Source organism: Shewanella sp. SM55 (assembly GCF_025654025.1).
GTDB classification, from domain to species: Bacteria; Pseudomonadota; Gammaproteobacteria; order Enterobacterales; family Shewanellaceae; genus Shewanella; species Shewanella oncorhynchi.
Genome location: NZ_JAKKRS010000009.1, coordinates 18461 through 39473, shown reverse-complemented (window position 1 = coordinate 39473; position 21013 = coordinate 18461). Strand labels below are relative to the sequence as shown.

Sequence of the window (21013 nt, the reverse complement as noted above, 5' to 3'; positions counted from 1 at the left end):
CGTACTACTTGGCGTTCTGACGGTATATGTCGATTAGCTCGATAAAGTGATCGAACAGCGGGGCGGCATCGTTCGGGCCAGGGCTCGCTTCAGGGTGACCTTGGAAGCTGAACGCGGGCTTGTCCGTGAGATGGATACCTTGGAGTGAACCATCAAACAGCGACTTATGCGTCACCTTAATATTGGCGGGTAAGGTCGTTTCATCGGCAGCAAAACCGTGGTTTTGACTGGTGATCATCACGTTACCTTTCTCGATATTGCTCACAGGGTGGTTTGCACCGTGATGACCAAACTTCATCTTCAAGGTTTTTGCACCTGAGGCCAGCGCGAGTAGCTGATGACCTAAACAGATACCGAAAATCGGCGTGTCGGTTTTCAGAATTTGTTGAATCGCTTCAATCGCGTAATCGCATGGCTCTGGATCGCCAGGGCCGTTCGAAAGGAACACACCATCGGGATTCATCGCTAACACTTCGGCAGCTGAAGTTTTAGCTGGCACTACGGTAACGTCACAACCGCGGTCCACTAACATGCGCAGAATGTTTTGCTTAACGCCGTAGTCGTAGGCTACTACTTTGTATTTAAGCTCATTTGCTGGCGTATCTTCTGGTAAGCCGCCCACTAAACGCCAGCTACCTTTACGCCATGGATAGGCAGTTTTGGTCGTGACTTCTTTAGCCAGATCCATGCCTTTTAAACCGGGGAAAGCTTTGGCAGCGGCGAGCGCTTTTGCTTCGTCTAAGTCTGCACCTGCCATAATACAACCGGCTTGAGCACCTTTTTCACGGAGAATACGAGTTAACTTGCGAGTATCAATATCAGCTATGCCAACGACATTGTTCGCTTTGAGATAATCACTTAAGCTTTGTTGATTACGGAAACTACTTGCGATGAGCGGAAGATCACGAATGATAAGACCACAAGCGTGAACCCCATCGGATTCAATATCTTCATCATTGGTACCAGTGTTGCCTATGTGTGGGTAGGTTAATGTTACAATCTGGCGTGAGTAGGATGGATCAGTTAAAATTTCTTGGTATCCTGTCATGGAAGTGTTAAAAACAACTTCACCAACAGAGAGACCATCGGCACCAATTGCTGTGCCAGAGAATACAGTTCCATCTTCGAGTACGAGTAAGGCAGACTTTGTCAACGCGACCTCCATAAAGAGCCAAGCCACTGAAATATAATGTTTTTATGTTATGTTAAGATACCAATTTCCGCTAATTTACGAAATTTTGACAAATTCCAGCGAGTTTACAGTAAAAACGCGAAACCGTCCACCCACTGGTAACTGGGTGCAAAAAAAAACGCCATATCGGCGTTTTTAATATTAATGCAAACCTAAAACCTGCTGCATATCATACAAGCCCGGCTTTTGCTCCACGAGCCAGTGAGCGGCACGCATAGCACCATTAGCAAAGGTCATACGACTCGAAGCTTTATGGGTGATCTCTAAACGCTCACCGATATCGGCAAACATGGCCGTATGTTCACCAACTAAATCACCGGCACGAATAGTCGCAAAACCGATAGTTTCACGGTCACGTTCACCCGTGATCCCTTCGCGGCCATATACGGCACATTTTTCAAGATCGCGACCTAAGGTCTTAGCAATCACTTCACCCATTTTCAGGGCTGTACCCGACGGTGCATCTTTTTTGTGTCTGTGGTGGCCTTCGATAATTTCGATATCCGTGTAATCACCCATGACTTCGGCAGCCAGTTCGAGTAATTTCCACATCAAATTGACACCCACAGACATATTCGGCGCCATCACGACCGGCGTTTGCTCGGCAAAGGCATTGATCTGTTCTTTTTGAGCATGATTGAAACCCGTTGTGCCAATCACCATGGCTTTCTTATGGCGAACACACCAATCTAAATGGACAATACTGGCGTCTGGCGCGGTGAAATCGATCAACACATCAAAATCATCGGTCGCATAATCGAGCGAATCCATGATCATGACGTTTAATTTACCCACACCAGCTAACTCACCCGCATCCACACCCACTAAACTTGAGCCTGCACGCTCAATGGCAGCACCCAGTAAAATATGGTCGTGATTGTAGGCCGCTTCAATAAGAGTGCGTCCCATACGACCACCGGCACCGACGATTGCCACTCTCACTTGTCCACTCATTTCAATCTCCTCAATCTTTCTTTGTATTCCATAAGAAAACGCCTAAGACAGGCTTAGGCGTTTTTTCAATATTAGATGATATCTAATAATTCAACTTCGAATACCAAAGTTGAATAAGGAGGAATCGATGCCCCCGCGCCGCGCTCACCGTAAGCTAAGTGATGTGGCACAAATAATTTCAACTTAGTGCCTACTGGCATCAGTTGCAGTGCTTCAGTCCAGCCAGCGATAACGCCAGAAACTGGGAACTCAGCAGGTTGGCCACGAACTACAGAGCTGTCGAACACATCACCATTGATGAAAGAACCATGGTAGTGAGTACGAACAGTATCTTCGTAAGTTGGAGTAGCACCGTCACCTTGGACTAATACTTCGAACTGCAGACCAGAGTCAGTCACAGTCACGCCATCACGCTTAGCATTTTCAGCTAAGAAGGCATCGCCTTCAGCAGACGCAGCAGCAGCAGCTTGCTCTTGAGCAGCTTGAATACGACCGCTAATTTCAGTGAAAGCAACTTGCAGATCTTGCATAGACACAGCACTTTCTAAACCGGCAAACGCATCGGCTAAACCCGCTTGAACGGCTGGAATATCCACACCATCAAAAGAATTGGCGGCCAGTTGCTCACCCATTTGACGGCCTACACCGTAGCTTGCTTGCTGTTCAACAGTACTGAATTTATCAGACATAATTAACGACTCTCAATTATCAGTGGAATTTTGCGCGCCAGTTTACCATAGTTCAGCGAGCTATGCTGGTAAACTGACTGCTTATTTAACTAAGGAGGCTTTTTTACACACTTATTGCGTATTTATCCAAAAGCATAAATAGGTTAAGGACACATATCTCTCCACAAACGACAGCGAACACTCACCAAACGGGCACTTAGATCTTAAATAGACTTCAGCTTATTTCGGCGCCACACATTGATTCTTCACCTGCGCTTTAGCACTGGCATAAAGTGGCTGCATCTGTGCTTGCAATTGTTGTAGCTGAGCAATGCGATTACTGTTCGATGGATGGGTCGATAATAACTCCGGCCCTTGGCTACCGCCCACCTTCGACATATTCTGCCATAACTCAACACTCTGAGCCGGATTGAAACCCGCTCGAGCCATTAACTCTACGCCCATGATATCGGCTTCGCTCTCTTGGGCACGGCCAAAGGGCAGAATAACCCCTACCTGAGCACCGAGTCCCAATGCCGACATATATAAGTCGCGATTCGACACACCACTCGCCCCTAGCGCTGCATCGGCAATCTGCATTCCAACGCCCGTTAACTGTCCACGGGAAACCTGCTCGTTACCATGTTGCGCCAACACATGCGCGACTTCGTGACCGAGCACAGTAGCAAGCTGATCAGGTCCCTTAGCGACCTTAAGCAATCCGGTATAAACCCCAATATGCCCACCCGGCAGAGCAAAAGCGTTAACTTGTTCTGAGTCAAACAAAACCACATCCCAGCGTTGGGTTTGGTCCGGCAGCACTGCGGTAATACGATTAGCGACACAATTGACGTATTGCGTCAGCTTTTTATCACTACTCACTTTTTGCTGTTTTTTCATTTCCTCGAAGGAGGAATCGCCCATCTGCTGCATTTGCGCCGCTGAATACAACAAGGTCTGCCCTCGCCCCGTTGGCGATTGCGTGGTCGCACAGGCCGATAATCCGAGCGCAACCGCCATTCCCACTAAGCCTAAACGCATTGATTTCATGTGGCACTCCTTAAATCCCATGACGGGCGTGAAGATCTTTGAGCCAACAGGGGCTCAACTAATGGAAAGATTTTACTGAGATAGACAAGATAAGCCAAATAGAGAAACACTGGCGGCGCGCGTTAGCGATACTTTGCACCTAAAGGGAATTAATACTCTTCTTTTAACAAGGCGTAGAGATACTCATCGCCCCACGCGCCCTTAAAGAAGATGTTTTTCACATAATGGGCTTCGCGCCTAAAGTGGAGTTTTTCGAGTAAGCGACAGCTGGCAAGATTTTGTGCGTCGGTGATGGCAATAACGCGATGCTTATGCAATTCAATAAAGAGGTAATCCAGCAATGCACTGACGGCCTCAAAAGCGACCTGTTTACCTTGATGCTCAGGCGCAATCGTAAAACCGATTTCTACCTGCTGCTCATCAATAAAGTGCAGCGCCAGATCGCCAACGAGCGCGGTCGGTGTTACTCCCGACGCGGCAGTGACAATCGCAAGTTGAAACCATGTATCCGCCGCACCAAATTGTGCGTAATCCATATTGTCGAACAGCGCGACTGCATCGCTATAGCGGTAATCCGTCCAGCTTTGATATTTAGCGACCTTAGGGTCGGCTCGATAGGCGGTAAAAGCCTCAAAATCCGCTCGCTGGAATGGCCTAAGTACAAAGTGCTCAGTCGTTAAACCGTTATTCACCACTTTATGAAGTGCTTTGCTTAACGCCAATGTCGATGCCATAACTTAGCTCCCTTAATGTAAATAAGTCACTAAGTTACACCCAGAGCGAAAACGTTAACAGCGGCTAATGCGCTTTATTCTGTTATCAGTCTAGTGATAGCTGCGCGCCAAGCTTGGATGCTATGAATCGCTTCACTCTTTGCTTGAGGATGGCATCGCTTTAGCTTCACTATGAATAGCTTCAAGCTCAGCGCTTACCTTTAAACTCTTTGGCGCTATGCTTATTGATGCTACGGCGATTCGCCTGTTTATCCCGTGGTGGTCGCTTACGCTCAACTTTACTCTCTGTGGCGCCATCACTGGTATTTTCACTCGGCTTATCCGTTACCGGAAAGTCAGCCAATAATGCCAGCGGTAACTCCCGCGCAGTTAAACTGCGGATCGCCGTTAAAGTTGCCATTTCACCGTGGCACACGAGGGAAATCGCCAGCCCTTTTTCGCCAGCGCGCGCGGTGCGGCCAATGCGGTGCACGTACACAGGCGCGCTCATGGGCAAATCCAAATTGATAACGACTGGCAAGGCATCAACATGAATGCCGCGCGCTATCAAGTCAGTCGCAACTAATACTTGAATGCGATTGGCTTTAAAGTCGGCCAAGGTTTGGCTGCGCACGGTTTGCTCTTTTTCACCGTGCAGCGCAGCGACTTTCATCCCCGCTTTGGCGAGTCGTTTAGCGACGGCATCGGCATCATCACGGGCGCTGATAAACACCAACACCTGCGGCCATTGATACTGTTTTAATAGCGCAATCAATACCTGCGCTTTACTGCCCTTGTTGACTAAATAGAGTTGTTCTTCGATTTCACCTGCCACTGAATTCACCTTGTGGGCTTCAACCCGTAGCGGCTCATTCACCAGCAGCTTGCCCGCCAATGTATCCAACGCCTCGGGCAAGGTGGCAGAAAACAACGAGGTTTGCTTAAGCTTAGGCATAAACGCCATCAGCTTTTGCACATCGGGCCAAAACCCCATTTCCAGCAGGCGGTCAGCTTCATCAAGCACGAGATGTTTTATCGAATCTAGGCTGACGTGGGACTGTTTGCATAAATCCAGTAAACGCCCAGGGGTTGCCACTAATACCTGCGGCTTGGCTGCAAGTTCTACTAATTGGTCTTCCAAGGGGACGCCGCCACACAGAAGCTGAATGTTCAACGAAGCCGATAACTGACTCGCCACCGCTTGCAACGCTTCAGTCACTTGCAGCGCTAATTCCCGCGTAGGCACCAGCACTAAGGCCTGCGCATTTAGGGCCTGCACAGACTTAGCACCCTGTAACTGTGTTTGCTGTTGCAACAAAAGTTGTTGTAGAAGTGGTAAACCAAAAGCTAAGGTTTTCCCGCTACCGGTTTGTGCTAAGGCTAACAAATCCCGTCTCGCAAGAATGGCCGGAATCGCCAATTGCTGCACCCGAGTCGGATGCGCCAGTGTTGCAGGCAAGGCCTTAAGTAACGCCGAATTTAAGCCAAGCTCAGCAAAAGTTAACGACTCAGGGGAAGAAAGCTCGGGAAAGGTCATCACAGCACCGGATCAAAACATGGGAGCGAAAGTTTACTGAGAGTTGGCAGTGAATACCAATGTTGTTTAGGTATTTACGCAAGCCTTGGTTCAGTTTGCAACGGTACTCTTTACAACGGTACGGTTTGCAACGATACAGTTACGGCATTTGCGTTACGCAACGAAGAAAGTCTAGTTTTAAACTTCGTTTGAATTTCTAAACCGAATATCAAATCAAAATCAAAGTCGTGGGGCTTCCCCCCCTGATGTTAAATCAAGAGTCGACCAAGAGGGGATCAACAGCAATCTCCTCTTGGATCTCCGTTGCCGGCAAGGTCCATATATAACGGCCAGTTCGCAGGAATAGGTGAATTCCTGTCGCTTCGATGTTTGTGGTGTATCTTAAAAGAGACTCCAGCCGCATCTTTCTTATGTGCGCAAAGTTAACGCAGGTGATGGAATGGTAGATTTTAATCCCACAGCTTTCGTGATTGCTTATGGTAGAATCCCGCCCAATCAGCTTTATGAATGTGCAACACAACTCATTTGTTTAACTGAACGTAGTGGAACACTACCGTGATTAACTAAATGAGGAGAACAGATTATGAGTAAGTTAAATGCCGAAGAACGTAAAGCCCGCGATAACGCCCGTTTTTCACAACGCGTCGATGAACGCCGCACAAAAGGCGAAGACGTGGTCGCCTACGTGCTAGGCAACAAGCTCGCGTTTAAGTTTCTGACTAAACCAGAGAGACACGAATTTAAACAAAGAGAAGCCGCACTTGAAGAAGAAGCCAAACTTAAAAAGCAACAAGCGTTTCAGCTGAAAACCGAGCAAGAGTTAGAGAAAGCCGAAGCCGCATTTACTGATACAGAAGAGTAACCTCTCAAAAGAGCCATTGATCATCATTGATGGCTCACGCTCAAATACCTATCTTTATAAACAAGAGTCTATGACGATAGGTATTTGAAGGTATCAATGGTTAAATACCGCAAAGTAAGATAAATCTGATTTATAGTCTATCAAACTCATCAAGCATCTCTTTTGGTAGCCTCATACCTATGTTGTTGCATAAATATCGAAGAGGATCATCCATGCGTCGAAGTAAAAAGAGCAACTCTTCCATCATTTCAGGATTTTCGCCAAATTTATGTCTAGTTTTACCAAAAAACTTTAGGAATTCTCGATATCTAACAACCAATTCTTCTAATGCAGCCGGATGAATACGTTCTTCTATAATACGTTCCTCCATTGATCTTTTACGCAACCTACTATCCCTATTTAGCCTATCCAAAACATGCTCGAAATAGTCCACTGGTAAGAGGGTGGTAGGATCACGAAGTAACCTTTGATTTGTTCGGCTAACTTCTAAGACCTCTTCTAGAACTCTAGAAACATACCCATACATTTCTTCAGGTTGATTCGAAGTAACCTCTTGAGCTTCTTGCGGATTTGGAATTTGAGAAAGTTCTTCATCTAATTTAGGCCACCAAACTGCAAATGTTTTTTCAAGTCTAGTTTCCTCTATCCCCTGATCTCCACAAGCATCATTGATAGATTTTAATAACTTATAAATATCTTCTTTATCATGAATAGTTGATTGAAACTGGAGTACAGGTCCTTTTATATCAGAGCGTTTAATCCTAAACAAAAAAGGACAAACCCTACTCTTATCTACACTTTTACCAAGTGCTCCAGCTTCAAAATTTAACCACGGTGCGTTTATATTGTCCGGCGTTACGCATAATAAGCCAAAAGATGATTCATCGAGTTCTGATGCAATGTCACTGGACCAACGTGCTCCTTTGTCAATATCTTCTGAAGAAACGTAAGGTGTAATACTCTGTATTACAGATGGTAGCCAGTCTCTTAGCGACTTGGCGACTTTATGACTCATTTCACCAGACCAACTTATAAATACTTTCATCGATACTCCATATATAAATAATTCTAATTACTTTACATTTACAGTGTTTAGATACACAAATGAACAATATTGAATACACTCAATTTCCCACTGTTTTTCCTCTTTGTAAACAATAATTTAAAACTAGATAGTTGTTCTTAAATCTCATTTTATATACTTTTAGATAAATGAAAGGTTATGTGAGCTTGATTTTATTATTTATTTGCTTATCAATAGCATCAATGAATACGTAATACACTATCCCCTCGGAATTGCCGCTGGGCGAACGTAAAGACCGGACATGAATAACTTTTATACCTGAACAATTTACCGATAACACCAGAATCAAAGGAATACACCATCCCCTCGGAGTTGCCGCAGGGCGAATAGACAAATTGCGTGAGTCTTGCCATGGATGGCAAGCTAGCTTTCGAGGGGAAGGGACGCCCCATCGGAAGCGTCAGCAAATTTGCCAATGAGCACAAGGGGCTTTCAACTCCGTTGGGGGCGTCATGGAGCATCCAAGGAGGATAGGACGAGCAGTCCTCCTTGGTCGGGTGTGGGGTGAAGCCCCACGACTTTGATTTTCTTTAAAAAAGAGAAACCTAAAGCTAGGTTTAAGTCACAAACAATCTCGGCTATAAAGCCAAATAGCAAAGCAGAACGATCAAACTAACATCTAGCCTTTTAAGTGGTTTTAGCATAAAACAACCATAAAAAAGCCCCGCAAGTGCTAAACACTGCGAGGCTTTATTCATCTAGTGCGCAGCTAACCTCTGCGCCACTAGACCAAGTTAGCTATTCAGATCTTGAAAGAACTTTTTCACGCCATCGAAAAAGCCCTCAGCCTTTGGGCTGTGCTTCTTTGACTCACCGGTTAAGGTGGCTTCAAATTCGCGTAACAGTTCTTTTTGACGATCGTTTAAGTTAACTGGGGTTTCCATAACCACTTTGCAGAGCAAGTCACCTACCGCATGGCTGCGAACCGACTTGACGCCTTTACCACGTAAACGGAACATACGGCCCGTTTGCGTTTCGGCTGGGATCTTCAGGCTGACTTTACCATCCAGTGTTGGCACTTCAATCTCACCGCCTAGGGCCGCTTTACTGAAGGATATCGGCACTTCGCAGTAAAGGTTGTTGCCATCACGGACAAAAATCGCATGCTCACGCACACTGACCTGAACGTATAAATCCCCTGCTGGCGCGCCAAACTCACCCGCTTCGCCTTCACCCGCTAAACGAATACGATCACCCGTATCAACGCCGGCTGGGATCTTAACCGATAAGGTTTTGCTCTTTTCAACACGGCCATCGCCATGACACTTAGTGCAAGGATCTTTGATGATCTTGCCGCGGCCATGACAGGTTGGACAAGGCTGTTGCACGGCAAAGAAACCTTGGCGCATTTGCACTTGGCCTTGACCATGACAGGTGCCACAGGTGGTTGCAGAGGTGCCTTTTTTCGCGCCGCTGCCTTCACACAGATCGCAAGTCGCCAGCGTTGGAATCCGCAGTTCTTTGGTTAAGCCTTTAACGGCTTCTTCCAGTGATAACTCTAGGTTGTAACGTAAATCTGAGCCGCGGGCCGCTTGGCGTTGACCGCCACGACGTCCACCGCCGAAAATATCGCCAAAGACATCACCGAAAATATCACCGAAATCGCCTTGACCACCACCGTAACCACCGCCACCGCGATTAGGATCCACACCCGCATGACCAAATTGGTCATAGGCCGCTTTTTTGTCGGCGTCGGTTAGGATCTCGTAGGCTTCTTTAATTTCTTTAAAGTTAGCTTCTGCGGTTTTGTCGCCTGGGTTGCGATCTGGGTGAAATTTCATGGCCAGACGTTTGTAGGCCTTTTTAATTTCACGTTCGCTGGTGTCACGACTGACACCTAATACTTCGTAATAATCTCGCTTTGACATAATCTCATGCTTCTCAGCTGGTGTTGAACAAACGGGCGTTAGGGTTGCCCCGTAACGCCCGCCTAGAAATTAACGCTTTGAAATCAATCTATTTGATTGAAAACAAGTCATTATTTCTTGTCGTCTTTCACTTCTTCGAATTCAGCATCGACAACGTCATCGGCAGTAGCGTTAGCCTGTTTGCCCGCGTCGGCATTGTCGCCGCCTTGAGCTTGAGACTTAGCTTGAGCGATTTCCATCAGCTTAGCAGATGCTTCGATCAAGTTTTGAGTTGCCTTTTCAATGGCTTCTTTGTCATTGCCTTTGCTGGCAGTGTCAACAGCGGCCATAGCAGCTTGGATTTTCTCTTTATCTTCGCTTGGCAATGCATCACCCGCTTCTTCCACTTGTTTCTTAGTCGCGTGGACTAAGCCGTCAGCTTGGTTGCGTGCTTGCACTAACTCTTCAAACTTCTTGTCTTCATCTGCGTGAGCTTCGGCATCACGTACCATTTGCGCCACTTCTTCTTCGCTTAAGCCAGAAGAAGCTTTGATGGTAATGTTTTGTTTCTTGCCGGTTTTCTTGTCTGTCGCAGACACATGCAGAATACCGTCGGCATCGATGTCGAACATCACTTCAATTTGTGGCTGGCCACGTGGAGCTGGCTCAATACCGTCTAAGTTGAACTGGCCTAATGACTTGTTCGCGCTCGCTTGCTTACGCTCACCTTGCAGTACGTGAATCGTCACTGCGTTTTGGTTGTCATCGGCTGTTGAGAACACTTGCTGCGCCTTAGTAGGAATAGTGGTGTTCTTTTCAATCAACTTAGTCATCACGCTGCCCATGGTTTCGATACCCAGAGACAGTGGTGTTACGTCTAACAGTAATACGTCTTTCACGTCGCCTGACAGAACGCCCGCTTGAATTGCAGCACCTACGGCTACCGCTTCGTCTGGGTTCACGTCTTTACGAGGTTCTTTGCCGAAGAAGTTTGTCACTGCTTCTTGAACCTTAGGCATACGTGTTTGACCACCCACTAGAATCACTTCGTTGATGTCTGTTACAGATAAATCTGCATCAGCCAGGGCAACTTTTAGTGGCTCTAATGTACGGATAATCAAGTCTTCAACCAGTGATTCCAATTTAGCACGAGTGATTTTAATCACTAAATGCTTAGGACCTGTTGCGTCTGCCGTGATGTATGGCAGGTTCACTTCAGTGTGGTTGGTGCTTGAAAGTTCAATTTTCGCTTTTTCTGCTGCCTCTTTCAGACGTTGCATTGCTAATGGATCTTTACGCAGATCTAAGCCTTGCTCTTTCTTGAATTCATCAGCTAAGTAGTTGATCAAACGGTTGTCAAAGTCTTCACCACCTAAGTGGGTGTCACCGTTGGTTGCCAACACTTCAAATGTTTGGTCGCCATCGTTGCTGTCGATTTCGATGATAGAGATATCGAATGTACCACCACCTAAATCGTATACCGCAACAATGTTGTCGCCTTGTTTCTTATCAATACCGTAGGCTAATGCTGCTGCCGTTGGTTCGTTGATAATACGTTTAACATCAAGACCTGCGATACGACCCGCATCTTTAGTCGCTTGACGTTGTGAATCGTTGAAGTATGCAGGAACAGTAATAACCGCTTCTGTTACTTCTTCACCTAAAAAGTCTTCTGCGGTTTTCTTCATCTTTTTCAAGATTTCTGCAGAAACTTGTGGTGGAGCCATCTTGTTGCCACGCGATTCAACCCATGCATCACCGTTGTCGGCTTGAATGATTTTGAATGGCATGATGTTCACGTCACGTTGGACTTCGTCATCTTTAAAACGACGACCGATCAAACGCTTAATCGCGAAAAATGTGTTAGTTGGGTTAGTCACAGCTTGACGTTTTGCTGGCGAACCGACAATGGTTTCATCATCTGTATAAGCGATGATTGACGGGGTTGTGCGATCGCCTTCAGCGTTTTCTAACACACGTGCTTTGCCACCATCGAGGACAGCTACACAAGAGTTTGTTGTGCCTAAGTCGATACCAATAATTTTACCCATGAGGTCCTCCGAAAAATTTCATTCAATCTAAATTTGTTTAGTTGGTTTTGATATGGGGCTAGACGGTTTAAATATCAAGTCCATCGTTGGCCACCTTCTCTGCCTTGATACCTATATTGGGACAGGGAATTTAATTACAAGGGCGAACAAAAAAATTTTCTGATTTATCTTTCTCGCATCTACAGTGGGATAAAATATCCAATCACATAAAATAGTCTTGCTTATCAACCAAAGCTGTTATTCAATCTGCCCACATTTGGCGGATGTTTATCCTAGTAAGGTAGCAGAGTGAAGTCTTCGAATTTAGCGTACGTGTATGGCATGGCGGCTGTCTTTCTCTGGTCTACTGTGGCCACGGCCTTTAAGATTGCCTTGAGTTACTACACACCGCTGCAACTGGTGTTTGTTGCCGTACTCACTTCGATTATTGCCCTTGCCGGAATCCTTGCTTGGCAAAAAAAGCTTTCCTTACTCAAGCAACAGTTTTTACGCCGCCCCATGTTTTATCTGGTGACTGGGCTCATCAATCCCTTACTTTACTATGTCGTGTTATTTAAAGCGTATTCCTTACTGCCAGCGCAGCAAGCATTGTCACTTAATTACACTTGGGCGGTATTACTGCCGTTACTGGCCGCGCCTTTGTTAAAGCAACATTTGCGTAAAAGCGACATTGCAGCGGCGCTGATTGCCTACACTGGTGTGTTTATTATTGCCACCGGCGGCGATATCAGCGGCTTTAGTTTTGATAGCCCGCTCGGTATCGGCCTTGCTCTCACCAGCACCTTACTCTGGTGCCTATATTGGATCGTCAACACTAAAGATCAAGGCGATCCTGTGGTGAGTTTATTATTGAGTTTTCTTATCGGCTTACCTTTTGTTGCCGTCACCTTAGTGCTGACAGATACCCTGCCCAGTTTTAGTATTAAGGCGATATTTGCAGGTATGTATGTGGGCTTATTTGAGATGGGCATTACCTTCGTGCTCTGGTTAATGGCGCTGAAAACCGCCACTCGCACCGCGAACATCAGCACTATGGTGTTTTTATCCCCTGTGATGTCGATTGGTTTTATCGCGTGGATTTTGCAAGAAACGATTGCGATGGCAACCTATCTCGGCCTAGCCTTTATTTTATCGGGGATGATGTTGCAGCAACTTCTGCCCCGTTATTTAGAGCGTAAAAACAAGATAAGCACAAAGCTAGCGGAATAATCGTTGAGTAACAGCCTTAAATAATGTTAGCTCACGGCAATGAGCCAATTAAAAGAGCTCGCTAACATTTTAAGCCAAGATTAAGCGCTAATATCCCCCGTTTTGTGAAGGAGTATAAAATGACCCCGGCCGTCCGATTGGCTAAAAAAGCCAAGATCGCGTTTGATATCTTAGAGTACAGCCACGATCCACACTGCGCCGCCTACGGCGAAGAAGCCGCTAACACCTTAGGGCTCGAACCCGCACAAGTGTTTAAAACCCTTTTAGTTGCCATCGACAAAGCCCATGCGCCGATTGCCGTCGCGCTAGTGCCCGTCGATCATCTGCTTAATCTAAAAGCCGTAGCTAAATGCTTAAGACAAAAGAAACTACAAATGGCCGATGCCGACCTAGCACAAAAATCCTCAGGCTATCTGGTTGGCGGTATTAGTCCCTTAGCGCAAAAGAAACAATTGCCAACCTTGATTGATGCCAGCGCTCAAGGCTTCGACAGGATTTATGTCAGCGCGGGCAGACGCGGTTTAGAGATAAGCTTAGCGGCCACAGACTTAGCTCAGCTTTGCAAAGGCGAATTTGCCGATATCAAGACACTTTAAGCGATCTCGACCACATTAAGCACAAGTCATTCGACGTTAAGTAAGTAATTCACTCCACTTTAAGTTGTACGCACTCATGTTAGATAAATGGTGAACAAGGCTCAAACGGCAACAAACTGGCCAGCGTACAGAGTCTAACTGTGGAAAGCGTTTGATAAAGCCGTGATATCCGTCTATAAATTGTACTGAGGTACAAATCGACTAAGGATAGTCAGATGGAAAAATCAACCCAATGGAATCCAGAAAATAGCATCAGCCCTATCAGTTGGTGCGCCATGCTACTCTGCATCGCCTTATTTATTTATGAGCATTTCTGGGGAAACAGTTTTACCACTATGGTAGTCATGCTCTATTGCAGTTTTATGCTGCCTTCGGTTTTACTCACTCGCAGAGTACAAGAAAAGTACTTTATTTATACCTTGGAATACATCAAGGCCTTTCGTAAATTCACTGTCGTTATGTCGACGATATTTTTCTGTATCTGGTTACTTGTTACTTATACCCCGCTCACCATAAGCAGCTAAACTTGTTAGCCAAACACATTAATGTCGCTATTCAGTTGGATACCGCAAACAAAAAAGCCGTCAACGTAGTAGGTTAACGGCTTTGGGTTTATCGGTATTTACCGCTAAACACGACTAGTGTAATCACCCCAAGCTAACCACTTATATGTGGTTAATGCCTCAAGCCCCATTGGACCGCGGGCGTGCAGTTTTTGGGTGCTCACAGCCACTTCAGCGCCAAGACCAAACTGACCGCCATCGGTAAAACGAGTACTGGCATTCACATACACGGCGGCTGAGTTCACTTCATTCATAAAGTGCGCCGCTGCATGAATATCATCGGTCAAAATGGCTTCCGAATGGCCGCTAGAATACTGGCGAATATGACTAACGGCGGCATCGATATCGCTCACGACTTTAATACCTAAGGTTAATGACAGCCATTCAATACCAAAATCCTCAGACTTAGCAAGCGTCACATTGAACCCTAAACCATCCAGCAGACTAAAACTTGTGTCACAAACTGAAAAACGCACGCCTAGACGATGCAGATATTCGGCAATTTGCGGTACAAAGCTGCTAGCCACGCGCTCATCCACCAGCAAGGTATCAAGAGCATTGCACACAGTTGGACGCTGCACTTTGGCATTAGCGATTACGCCTAAGGCACGCTCAAGGTCGGCATTTTTATCGACATACAAGTGGCAAATACCTATGCCACCTAAGATCACCGGAATGGTCGCTTGCTCAGCACATAAGCGCTGCAATGCTTGACCGCCGCGCGGCACTATCATGTCGACATATTGATCGAGCTTAAGTAAACCTGTCACTAGGGCTCTGTCTGAAGAATCAATAAATTGCACCGCATCTATGGGCAAACCTTGGGCGACAATCGCGCCGCGGATCACTTCGCTGATAAGCTTATTCGATTCAAGGGTTTCTTTACCGCCACGGAGGATCACCGCATTACCCGTTTTAAGGGCGAGTACCGCGATATCGACAGTCACATTCGGGCGCGCCTCGTAGATAACCCCAATCACGCCCAGCGGTACGCGGCGGCGAGTCAGCCTTAAACCGTTATCTAATAACTTGCTGCCAAACTCTTCGCCCACGGGATCAGCAAGGCGGATCACATCGCTGATATCACCGATAATGCCCGCTAAACGCGCATCATCGAGCAACAGTCTGTCGATCATCGCCTCAGTTAATCCATCGTTCTTAGCGGCGGCAACGTCTTTAGCATTAGCGGCTAAAATGGCGGCGGAGTTTGCCGTCAGCGCATCGGCAATAGCTTCGAGTAAGTCAGCCTTTTGGCTCGCCGTTAAGTTGGCTAAAGCATAACTGGCCTGTTTGGCATTTTGGCCAAGTTGCTGTAAATACTGATCTTGATTCATTTGACTCAAAACAGACCTCGCTTATAAGACAACCATGTCGTTGCGGTGCACTATTGCGTCACCATAATCGTAACCGAGTACAGACTCGATCTCGTCGGAATGCTTACCTGCAATCAAACTCAGGGCTTGGCCACAGTATCGTGTCATCCCTTTAGCAATCACTTTACCTTGTTGATCAACTAATTGTAGCGTCGCACCACGTTCAAACTGACCTTTAACGCCTACGATACCTTTAGACAATAGACTGCGGCCCTTGTCAGTCACGGCTTTGACCGCGCCCGCATCAAGCACTAAAGAACCTTGAGTCGCAGGTCCCGCTAGAATCCACTGTTTGCGGCTTTCGAGCGGGTTTTCGATGGCACTAAAGTGAGTACCGACTGACTCTTTGGCGACCACTTTTTTGATCACATCAGGGTGATGGCCAGAGGCGATAACCACTTCGATGCCAGCACGGCGAGCAATATCCGCCGCTTCCAATTTAGTCGACATACCACCCGTGCCTAAACCCGATACAGAACCGCCCGCCAACATACGCAGACTATCGTCAATCTTCACCACCTGTGAAATCAACTTAGCGTTCGGGTTAGTGCGCGGATCAGCATCGAATAAGCCCTTTTGATCCGTCAATAAAATCAATAAGTCAGCATCGCATAAGAGTGCTGCGCGCGCCGATAAATTGTCGTTATCGCCCACTTTGATCTCATTGGTGGCAACGGCATCGTTTTCATTGATGATCGGCACAATATTATTCGCCAACAAGGCATTAAGCGTGTCGCGGGCGTTAAGGTAACGCTCCCTATCCTGCAAGTCGGCACGGGTCAGCAGCAATTGGCCCACGTGCAGCCCATAAATACTAAAGAGTTGTGCCCAAGCGAGGATCAACTGACTTTGCCCGACAGCGGCTAACAATTGCTTATTGGCCATAGTGTCGGGCAGTGTCGGGTATTGGAGATGTTCACGCCCAGCGGCAATGGCCCCTGAGGTGCATAATACGACTTCGACCCCTGACTTCATCAGTGCGGCCATTTGACGAGCAAGCTCAACCATGTGGGCTTTATCTAGCTGTTTACTGCCAGAGGTCAGCACACTCGTCCCCAATTTCACTACTACGCGGCGATACGCAATCTCACTTAAGTTCATTATTCATTTGTAAAAAATAACCGAACAATCCTTATACCTAATCCGCTGGGTAATTGGTAGCAGGGAGTTATTAACTCGAGAGAAATTTTCGATTTTGCTTGGAATCGCGCATGAAAAAGGGCCATCTATGAGATGACCCTCAAAAAATATTGTCTATTGTAGACAATCTACGTTGTGAGCTCACACTACACGAGTCACTAATCGATAGGATTAGCCATAGATAAACTTAGCTACAAACAGCGCAGCCAAGACGACAATGCCCACATTGAGATCGCTAAAACGACCTGTGAGTAATTTGATTGCGGCGTAAGAGATCATCCCAAAGGCGATGCCTGTTGCGATAGAAAACGTCAGTGGCATTAAAATACACACAACGACTACCGGCGCGGCTTCAGTCAAATCTTCCCATTCGACATGCACGAGCCCCGACATCATCAGAATCGCCACATAAAACAGTGTGCCCGCCGTCGCATAAGCTGGGATCATGCCCGCCAATGGCGACAGGAATAACGCAGCAATAAAGAGTAATCCCACGACAACTGCCGTTAAACCAGTACGACCACCCGCGCTCACTCCCGCCGTACTTTCGATATAACTTGTGGTCGTCGACGTACCAAAAGCGGCGCCCGCAATAGTCGCTAAACTGTCGGCGGTTAAGGCACGGTTTAATCGCGGTAAACGGCCCTTCTCATCGAGGAAACCACCGCGCTGCGCAACCGCAACTAAAGTGCCAGATGTATCGAAAAGATCGACAAACAAGAAGGCAAACACCACAGATAACATGCTGACTTCAAAGACTTGGGATAAATCCATCTTCAAAAATGTTGGCATGATCGACGGCGGCATAGACACAATGCCGTGATACTGCACATCGCCAAACACTAATCCCAGCCCTGTGATAATCAAGATACTTAGGATAACCGCCGACTTCATTCCACGTTGCACCATAGCAATGATCAGGAAAAAGCCTAACACAGCCATGACCGCCGGAAATGCAGTGATATCGCCTAAGGTCACTAAGGTTGCAGGGCTTGCCACCACAATACCGGCACTCTTAAGGCCAATCAGCGCAAGGAACAGACCAATACCAGCGGCAATACCAATACGCAGCGACATGGGAATGCTATTTACAATCCACTCTCGAATGCGCACTAAAGATAAGATTAAAAAGCAAATACCCGACAGGAATACCGCGCCTAAGGCCGTTTCCCAGCTGTAACCCATCTCACCCACAACTGTGTAGGTAAAAAAGGCGTTCAGCCCCATGCCGGGTGCAAGCGCGATAGGATAATTCGCCATCAAGCCCATAACTAAACAGCCGACAGCCGCAGCCAAACAAGTCGCCACGAATACAGCCCCATGGTCCATGCCCGCATCGGCTAACATCATTGGATTCACAAAAATGATGTAGGCCATCGTCATAAATGTTGTCAAACCGGCGACCGCTTCCTGCTTGAGGCTCGTTTGATTTTGTTTCAGTTTGAACAGTTTTTCTAACATGGAACAAGGTTCCTTTTTATTTTAAGTATGTAGGGTATTTAGATGTGAACACTATGTAACGTGATGACATTTGCAGCCGATTATAGGGAGTTTAGGCTGGTCAGGCCAGAAAATTGGCAAAGGAGTAATGAAGAGAAAATGCTCAAATATCTATGCAAACGAATGCAATATCCTCGGGTGAGACTCGCGTTGAAGGTTAAGCATAAAAAATGAACATATTATGAACAAGATGATTCACTCGTTAGCGACCAATGCTGATTTGTAGCCATAAACAGCCCACATAAAGAGTAACAAGGATATATACAGCAGAAATAACTAAATTCAATTTCCACAGACTCAACCAAAAACTCCCTTTAAAATATGTACGTAGCCTTACTTCTGATTTGCATAATGTTAAAGAAGAAGGTACCAACATTAACGCAGAACAGCCAAAGGTTGGTAATACCATAAAAATCATGCCTAAACCCGCAGCCCCAGCAGAAGCTTCAGATGTTTGACAGTCAATAGATGCTAGCGTTATATATCCTAAAATGACGCCTGCAATGGCAAGAATAAAACCTAACAGTTGAAGAGTTCTCAAATTCATCCTTGGTAACAAACAGCGTTTAAATTGACTTATCGTAAAATCCTATCAGCTCAGCGATTTCGCTTAGATGGGTATCGACCCAAGCGCTGCTGATCGGCCCCCAGGTGACTATGCGGTAATAACCTGAATTGTTACGGCTGCCTTCCTGCACAAACTCGACTCGAATACCTATATCCTCAAAAGCTGCGATAGCGTCCTGTAAAGTTCGGCGAGGCATTCCGGTTAACTTATTGAGTGATAATAGATTATGGCGGTCATCATCCATTAAATGCGCCAAATATAACTTACGCAGAAACGCCTTATTTTGCTTTGAAACCTGTTCGGATGCTGGCATTGAAAGTGACATAGGATGACCTGTCTGGAAACAAAAGTAATTATCATCAAAACTACTTTATATTCAGTCAATAAGGCAATAGCCAATACTAAATACTTACGGTTCGCGACAAGATCATCAGATAACAAATCTGCACTTAAATCAAACAAAACGACTTGTCATCCTCCCCCAACAACTGTTATTTCTAATATCACTCAACACCTATGAAGAAAGGCTAAAATGAGCCAGACAATCACAGCAGACCAAATACTGACATTTTGGTTTGAAGACATTGACCCAAAGCTTTGGTGGATTAAAGATGTTGAATTTGATACCCAGATCAAACAGCGCTTCGAAGGTGTACTACTTCAAGCTAAACGGGGAGAGCTTTCACATTGGCGAATCACGCCTCAAGGTCGATTAGCTGAGATCATAGTGCTCGATCAATTCTCCCGTAATATTTACCGCAATACGCCTGCCGCATTCGAAGCCGATGCGATAGCCCTAGTGCTCGCCCAAGAGGCCGTTGCCCAACGGGTCGACACAGCACTAAAATCCAAACAAGTCCCTTTTCTATTTATGCCCTATATGCACAGCGAATCGGCAGCCATTCACCAAGTAGCAGTAAAACTGTTTAATCGCGAAGCTGCGATAACAAACCTCGCGTTTGAACTGCGCCATAAAGCGATTATCGACAGGTTTGGCCGCTATCCACATAGAAATATTATCTTAGGCAGGGAGTCTACGGCGGAAGAAATTGCTTTTCTGACTGAACCGGGCTCATCCTTTTGAGCCTGTAATAGGTTAAAGCGTTAATGTGTATTTGATAAATAAAGCCGTGCTGAGTTCACAGACACACTACACTTACTCAAGAAAGTCATGGAATGACTTGGCGAGTATCAAACACAGTTGCAAGTGTATACCGCGGAGGTGTTGGTAACTTATGGCGCATAAACTAAATAAGCCAAATAGCTCAGTGGCTCGTCGTAACCGCTATAAATTGATGGGGTTACTCATCCTATGCGGCGCTCAGCTCGGCCAAGCGGCTGAAATTAAGATAGGCGTCAGCCTGTCTATCCCGCCCTATGTCATCCAAGCAACCAATAGCGGGATCGAACTCGAATTACTTAACCAAGCCCTCGCCGTTAAAGGCCATACTGCTTCTATCCACTACTTACCACTGGCGCGCACTTTCCATGAACTCAGGGAGGGTAAACTCGATGGCATCATCAACATCAAAGAAGGAATGATTAACAACGTTTTTTATTCCAACGTTGCGATAACCTACCAAAACTGCGCCATTAGCCTCGAGAGTAATCAATTTAACATCAATAGCATAGAAGACTTAAACAACAAACAAGTCGTCGCCTTTCAACGTGCATCATCGTTACTGGGGGAAGAGTTTGCCAACATGGTTAAGACCAATAGCGGCTACCAAGAACAAGCGAGGCAAGTGCAGCAGGTTTATATGCTGATGAAGCGCAGAGCCGATGTCGTTGTGATGGATAAAAATATTTTCAAATACTACTTAAAGCAGGCCTATCTTGAGGGCAAACTCACTGAGAAAGACTTAAAACAACAGGCGATTTGCCACCAAATATTCCCACCTACAGAATACAAGTTCGCGTTTCTCAGTGAACAAATTCGGGATGATTTTAATGCGGGACTCAAACAAATTACCCAAGATGGTAGCTTAGTGGCTCTGCAGGAAAAGTATCGACGCCTGATGTCATTTGACAATGAAGCCGAGGCGTCGACTAAGTTAACAGAACCTAAAATGATCAAAAATGATTCCTACTAAACTTATCCCATAG

20 protein-coding genes are annotated in these 21013 nt (G+C 46.2%); 6 read left to right on the top strand and 14 right to left on the bottom strand.

Annotated features, from left to right (window positions below):
• Positions 1-4: 4 nt before the first annotated feature.
• From carA to L5L91_RS12655, 6 genes are all read right to left on the bottom strand, one after another.
• Positions 5-1165 (bottom strand): glutamine-hydrolyzing carbamoyl-phosphate synthase small subunit, encoded by a 1161-nt coding sequence (gene carA / locus L5L91_RS12680; RefSeq protein ID WP_113941188.1) that lies wholly within the window; start codon positions 1163-1165, stop codon positions 5-7.
• Between the two features lie 168 nt (positions 1166-1333).
• Positions 1334-2146: a 4-hydroxy-tetrahydrodipicolinate reductase gene (gene dapB / locus L5L91_RS12675; RefSeq protein WP_105251661.1), complete on the bottom strand. Its 813-nt coding sequence runs from the start codon at positions 2144-2146 to the stop codon at positions 1334-1336.
• 71 nt (positions 2147-2217) lie between these two features.
• Positions 2218-2835 (bottom strand): FKBP-type peptidyl-prolyl cis-trans isomerase, encoded by a 618-nt coding sequence (locus L5L91_RS12670; protein ID WP_006083907.1) that lies wholly within the window; start codon positions 2833-2835, stop codon positions 2218-2220.
• A gap of 219 nt (positions 2836-3054) precedes the next feature.
• Positions 3055-3864, bottom strand: coding sequence for a M48 family metallopeptidase (locus L5L91_RS12665; RefSeq protein ID WP_028759303.1), 810 nt, complete (start codon positions 3862-3864; stop codon positions 3055-3057).
• A gap of 149 nt (positions 3865-4013) precedes the next feature.
• The gene (locus L5L91_RS12660) at positions 4014-4598 is read right to left on the bottom strand and encodes a GNAT family N-acetyltransferase (RefSeq protein WP_263236754.1); all 585 of its coding nucleotides are present in this window, start codon (positions 4596-4598) and stop codon (positions 4014-4016) included.
• 187 nt (positions 4599-4785) lie between these two features.
• Positions 4786-6114 (bottom strand): DEAD/DEAH box helicase, encoded by a 1329-nt coding sequence (locus tag L5L91_RS12655; protein WP_263236753.1) that lies wholly within the window; start codon positions 6112-6114, stop codon positions 4786-4788.
• A gap of 583 nt (positions 6115-6697) precedes the next feature.
• On the opposite strand from L5L91_RS12655, the gene L5L91_RS12650 reads away from it, so the two are divergent.
• The gene (locus tag L5L91_RS12650) at positions 6698-6976 is read left to right on the top strand and encodes a DNA polymerase III subunit epsilon (RefSeq protein WP_173243176.1); all 279 of its coding nucleotides are present in this window, start codon (positions 6698-6700) and stop codon (positions 6974-6976) included.
• Between the two features lie 130 nt (positions 6977-7106).
• Here L5L91_RS12650 and L5L91_RS12645 read toward each other — a convergent pair whose 3' ends face one another.
• From L5L91_RS12645 to dnaK, 3 genes are all read right to left on the bottom strand, one after another.
• Positions 7107-8021 (bottom strand): toll/interleukin-1 receptor domain-containing protein, encoded by a 915-nt coding sequence (locus L5L91_RS12645; RefSeq protein WP_263221752.1) that lies wholly within the window; start codon positions 8019-8021, stop codon positions 7107-7109.
• A gap of 773 nt (positions 8022-8794) precedes the next feature.
• Positions 8795-9928 (bottom strand): molecular chaperone DnaJ, encoded by a 1134-nt coding sequence (dnaJ, locus tag L5L91_RS12640; RefSeq protein WP_006082793.1) that lies wholly within the window; start codon positions 9926-9928, stop codon positions 8795-8797.
• 110 nt (positions 9929-10038) lie between these two features.
• Positions 10039-11958 (bottom strand): molecular chaperone DnaK, encoded by a 1920-nt coding sequence (gene dnaK / locus L5L91_RS12635; protein ID WP_263236752.1) that lies wholly within the window; start codon positions 11956-11958, stop codon positions 10039-10041.
• 288 nt (positions 11959-12246) lie between these two features.
• On the opposite strand from dnaK, the gene L5L91_RS12630 reads away from it, so the two are divergent.
• The 3 genes from L5L91_RS12630 (at position 12247) to L5L91_RS12620 (ending at position 14287) form a co-directional block, all read left to right on the top strand.
• Positions 12247-13167, top strand: a complete 921-nt coding sequence (locus L5L91_RS12630; RefSeq protein ID WP_263236749.1) for a DMT family transporter — start codon at positions 12247-12249, stop codon at positions 13165-13167.
• A 119-nt stretch (positions 13168-13286) separates the two neighbouring features.
• The gene (gene ybaK, locus L5L91_RS12625; RefSeq protein WP_263236746.1) at positions 13287-13763 is read left to right on the top strand and encodes a Cys-tRNA(Pro) deacylase; all 477 of its coding nucleotides are present in this window, start codon (positions 13287-13289) and stop codon (positions 13761-13763) included.
• A gap of 215 nt (positions 13764-13978) precedes the next feature.
• Positions 13979-14287 carry a hypothetical protein gene (locus L5L91_RS12620; protein WP_212599364.1) on the top strand — a complete coding sequence of 103 codons (309 nt, stop codon included), beginning with the start codon at positions 13979-13981 and terminating at the stop codon, positions 14285-14287.
• Between the two features lie 104 nt (positions 14288-14391).
• Here L5L91_RS12620 and L5L91_RS12615 read toward each other — a convergent pair whose 3' ends face one another.
• The 5 genes from L5L91_RS12615 to L5L91_RS12595 form a co-directional block, all read right to left on the bottom strand.
• Positions 14392-15669 (bottom strand): glutamate-5-semialdehyde dehydrogenase, encoded by a 1278-nt coding sequence (locus tag L5L91_RS12615; RefSeq protein WP_263236745.1) that lies wholly within the window; start codon positions 15667-15669, stop codon positions 14392-14394.
• Between the two features lie 12 nt (positions 15670-15681).
• On the bottom strand, positions 15682-16800 hold the full coding sequence (gene proB / locus L5L91_RS12610) for a glutamate 5-kinase (RefSeq protein ID WP_105251651.1): 1119 nt from the start codon (positions 16798-16800) through the stop codon (positions 15682-15684).
• Positions 16801-17010: 210 nt separating this feature from the next.
• Positions 17011-18300, bottom strand: a complete 1290-nt coding sequence (locus L5L91_RS12605; protein WP_006083923.1) for an NCS2 family permease — start codon at positions 18298-18300, stop codon at positions 17011-17013.
• Positions 18301-18541: 241 nt separating this feature from the next.
• Positions 18542-18880 (bottom strand): carbon starvation protein CstA, encoded by a 339-nt coding sequence (locus L5L91_RS12600; RefSeq protein ID WP_263161677.1) that lies wholly within the window; start codon positions 18878-18880, stop codon positions 18542-18544.
• 25 nt (positions 18881-18905) lie between these two features.
• Positions 18906-19232, bottom strand: a complete 327-nt coding sequence (locus L5L91_RS12595; RefSeq protein ID WP_219255339.1) for a winged helix-turn-helix domain-containing protein — start codon at positions 19230-19232, stop codon at positions 18906-18908.
• A gap of 207 nt (positions 19233-19439) precedes the next feature.
• Here L5L91_RS12595 and L5L91_RS12590 point away from each other — a divergent pair, with 207 nt between their 5' ends.
• Together L5L91_RS12590 and L5L91_RS12585 are read left to right on the top strand one after the other, a co-directional pair.
• The gene (locus L5L91_RS12590; RefSeq protein WP_113941177.1) at positions 19440-19991 is read left to right on the top strand and encodes a DUF924 family protein; all 552 of its coding nucleotides are present in this window, start codon (positions 19440-19442) and stop codon (positions 19989-19991) included.
• A gap of 151 nt (positions 19992-20142) precedes the next feature.
• Positions 20143-21000 carry a substrate-binding periplasmic protein gene (locus L5L91_RS12585; protein WP_263139984.1) on the top strand — a complete coding sequence of 286 codons (858 nt, stop codon included), beginning with the start codon at positions 20143-20145 and terminating at the stop codon, positions 20998-21000.
• Positions 21001-21013: the final 13 nt, after the last annotated feature.

Excerpts from the sequence above, each read along its gene's own strand:
- L5L91_RS12590 (WP_113941177.1), top strand. The coding sequence starts at position 19,440 with ATGAGCCAGACAATCACAGCAGACCAAATACTGACATTTTGGTTTGAA.
- L5L91_RS12585 (WP_263139984.1), top strand. The coding sequence starts at position 20,143 with ATGGCGCATAAACTAAATAAGCCAAATAGCTCAGTGGCTCGTCGTAAC.
- dnaJ (WP_006082793.1), bottom strand. The coding sequence starts at position 9,928 with ATGTCAAAGCGAGATTATTACGAAGTATTAGGTGTCAGTCGTGACACC.
- L5L91_RS12595 (WP_219255339.1), bottom strand. The coding sequence starts at position 19,232 with ATGTCACTTTCAATGCCAGCATCCGAACAGGTTTCAAAGCAAAATAAG.
- L5L91_RS12605 (WP_006083923.1), bottom strand. The coding sequence starts at position 18,300 with ATGTTAGAAAAACTGTTCAAACTGAAACAAAATCAAACGAGCCTCAAG.
- dnaK (WP_263236752.1), bottom strand. The coding sequence starts at position 11,958 with ATGGGTAAAATTATTGGTATCGACTTAGGCACAACAAACTCTTGTGTA.
- dapB (WP_105251661.1), bottom strand. The coding sequence starts at position 2,146 with ATGAGTGGACAAGTGAGAGTGGCAATCGTCGGTGCCGGTGGTCGTATG.
- L5L91_RS12620 (WP_212599364.1), top strand. The coding sequence starts at position 13,979 with ATGGAAAAATCAACCCAATGGAATCCAGAAAATAGCATCAGCCCTATC.
- ybaK (WP_263236746.1), top strand. The coding sequence starts at position 13,287 with ATGACCCCGGCCGTCCGATTGGCTAAAAAAGCCAAGATCGCGTTTGAT.
- L5L91_RS12650 (WP_173243176.1), top strand. The coding sequence starts at position 6,698 with ATGAGTAAGTTAAATGCCGAAGAACGTAAAGCCCGCGATAACGCCCGT.
- L5L91_RS12660 (WP_263236754.1), bottom strand. The coding sequence starts at position 4,598 with ATGGCATCGACATTGGCGTTAAGCAAAGCACTTCATAAAGTGGTGAAT.
- L5L91_RS12655 (WP_263236753.1), bottom strand. The coding sequence starts at position 6,114 with ATGACCTTTCCCGAGCTTTCTTCCCCTGAGTCGTTAACTTTTGCTGAG.
- L5L91_RS12670 (WP_006083907.1), bottom strand. The coding sequence starts at position 2,835 with ATGTCTGATAAATTCAGTACTGTTGAACAGCAAGCAAGCTACGGTGTA.
- L5L91_RS12645 (WP_263221752.1), bottom strand. The coding sequence starts at position 8,021 with ATGAAAGTATTTATAAGTTGGTCTGGTGAAATGAGTCATAAAGTCGCC.
- carA (WP_113941188.1), bottom strand. The coding sequence starts at position 1,165 with ATGGAGGTCGCGTTGACAAAGTCTGCCTTACTCGTACTCGAAGATGGA.
- L5L91_RS12665 (WP_028759303.1), bottom strand. The coding sequence starts at position 3,864 with ATGAAATCAATGCGTTTAGGCTTAGTGGGAATGGCGGTTGCGCTCGGA.
- proB (WP_105251651.1), bottom strand. The coding sequence starts at position 16,800 with ATGAACTTAAGTGAGATTGCGTATCGCCGCGTAGTAGTGAAATTGGGG.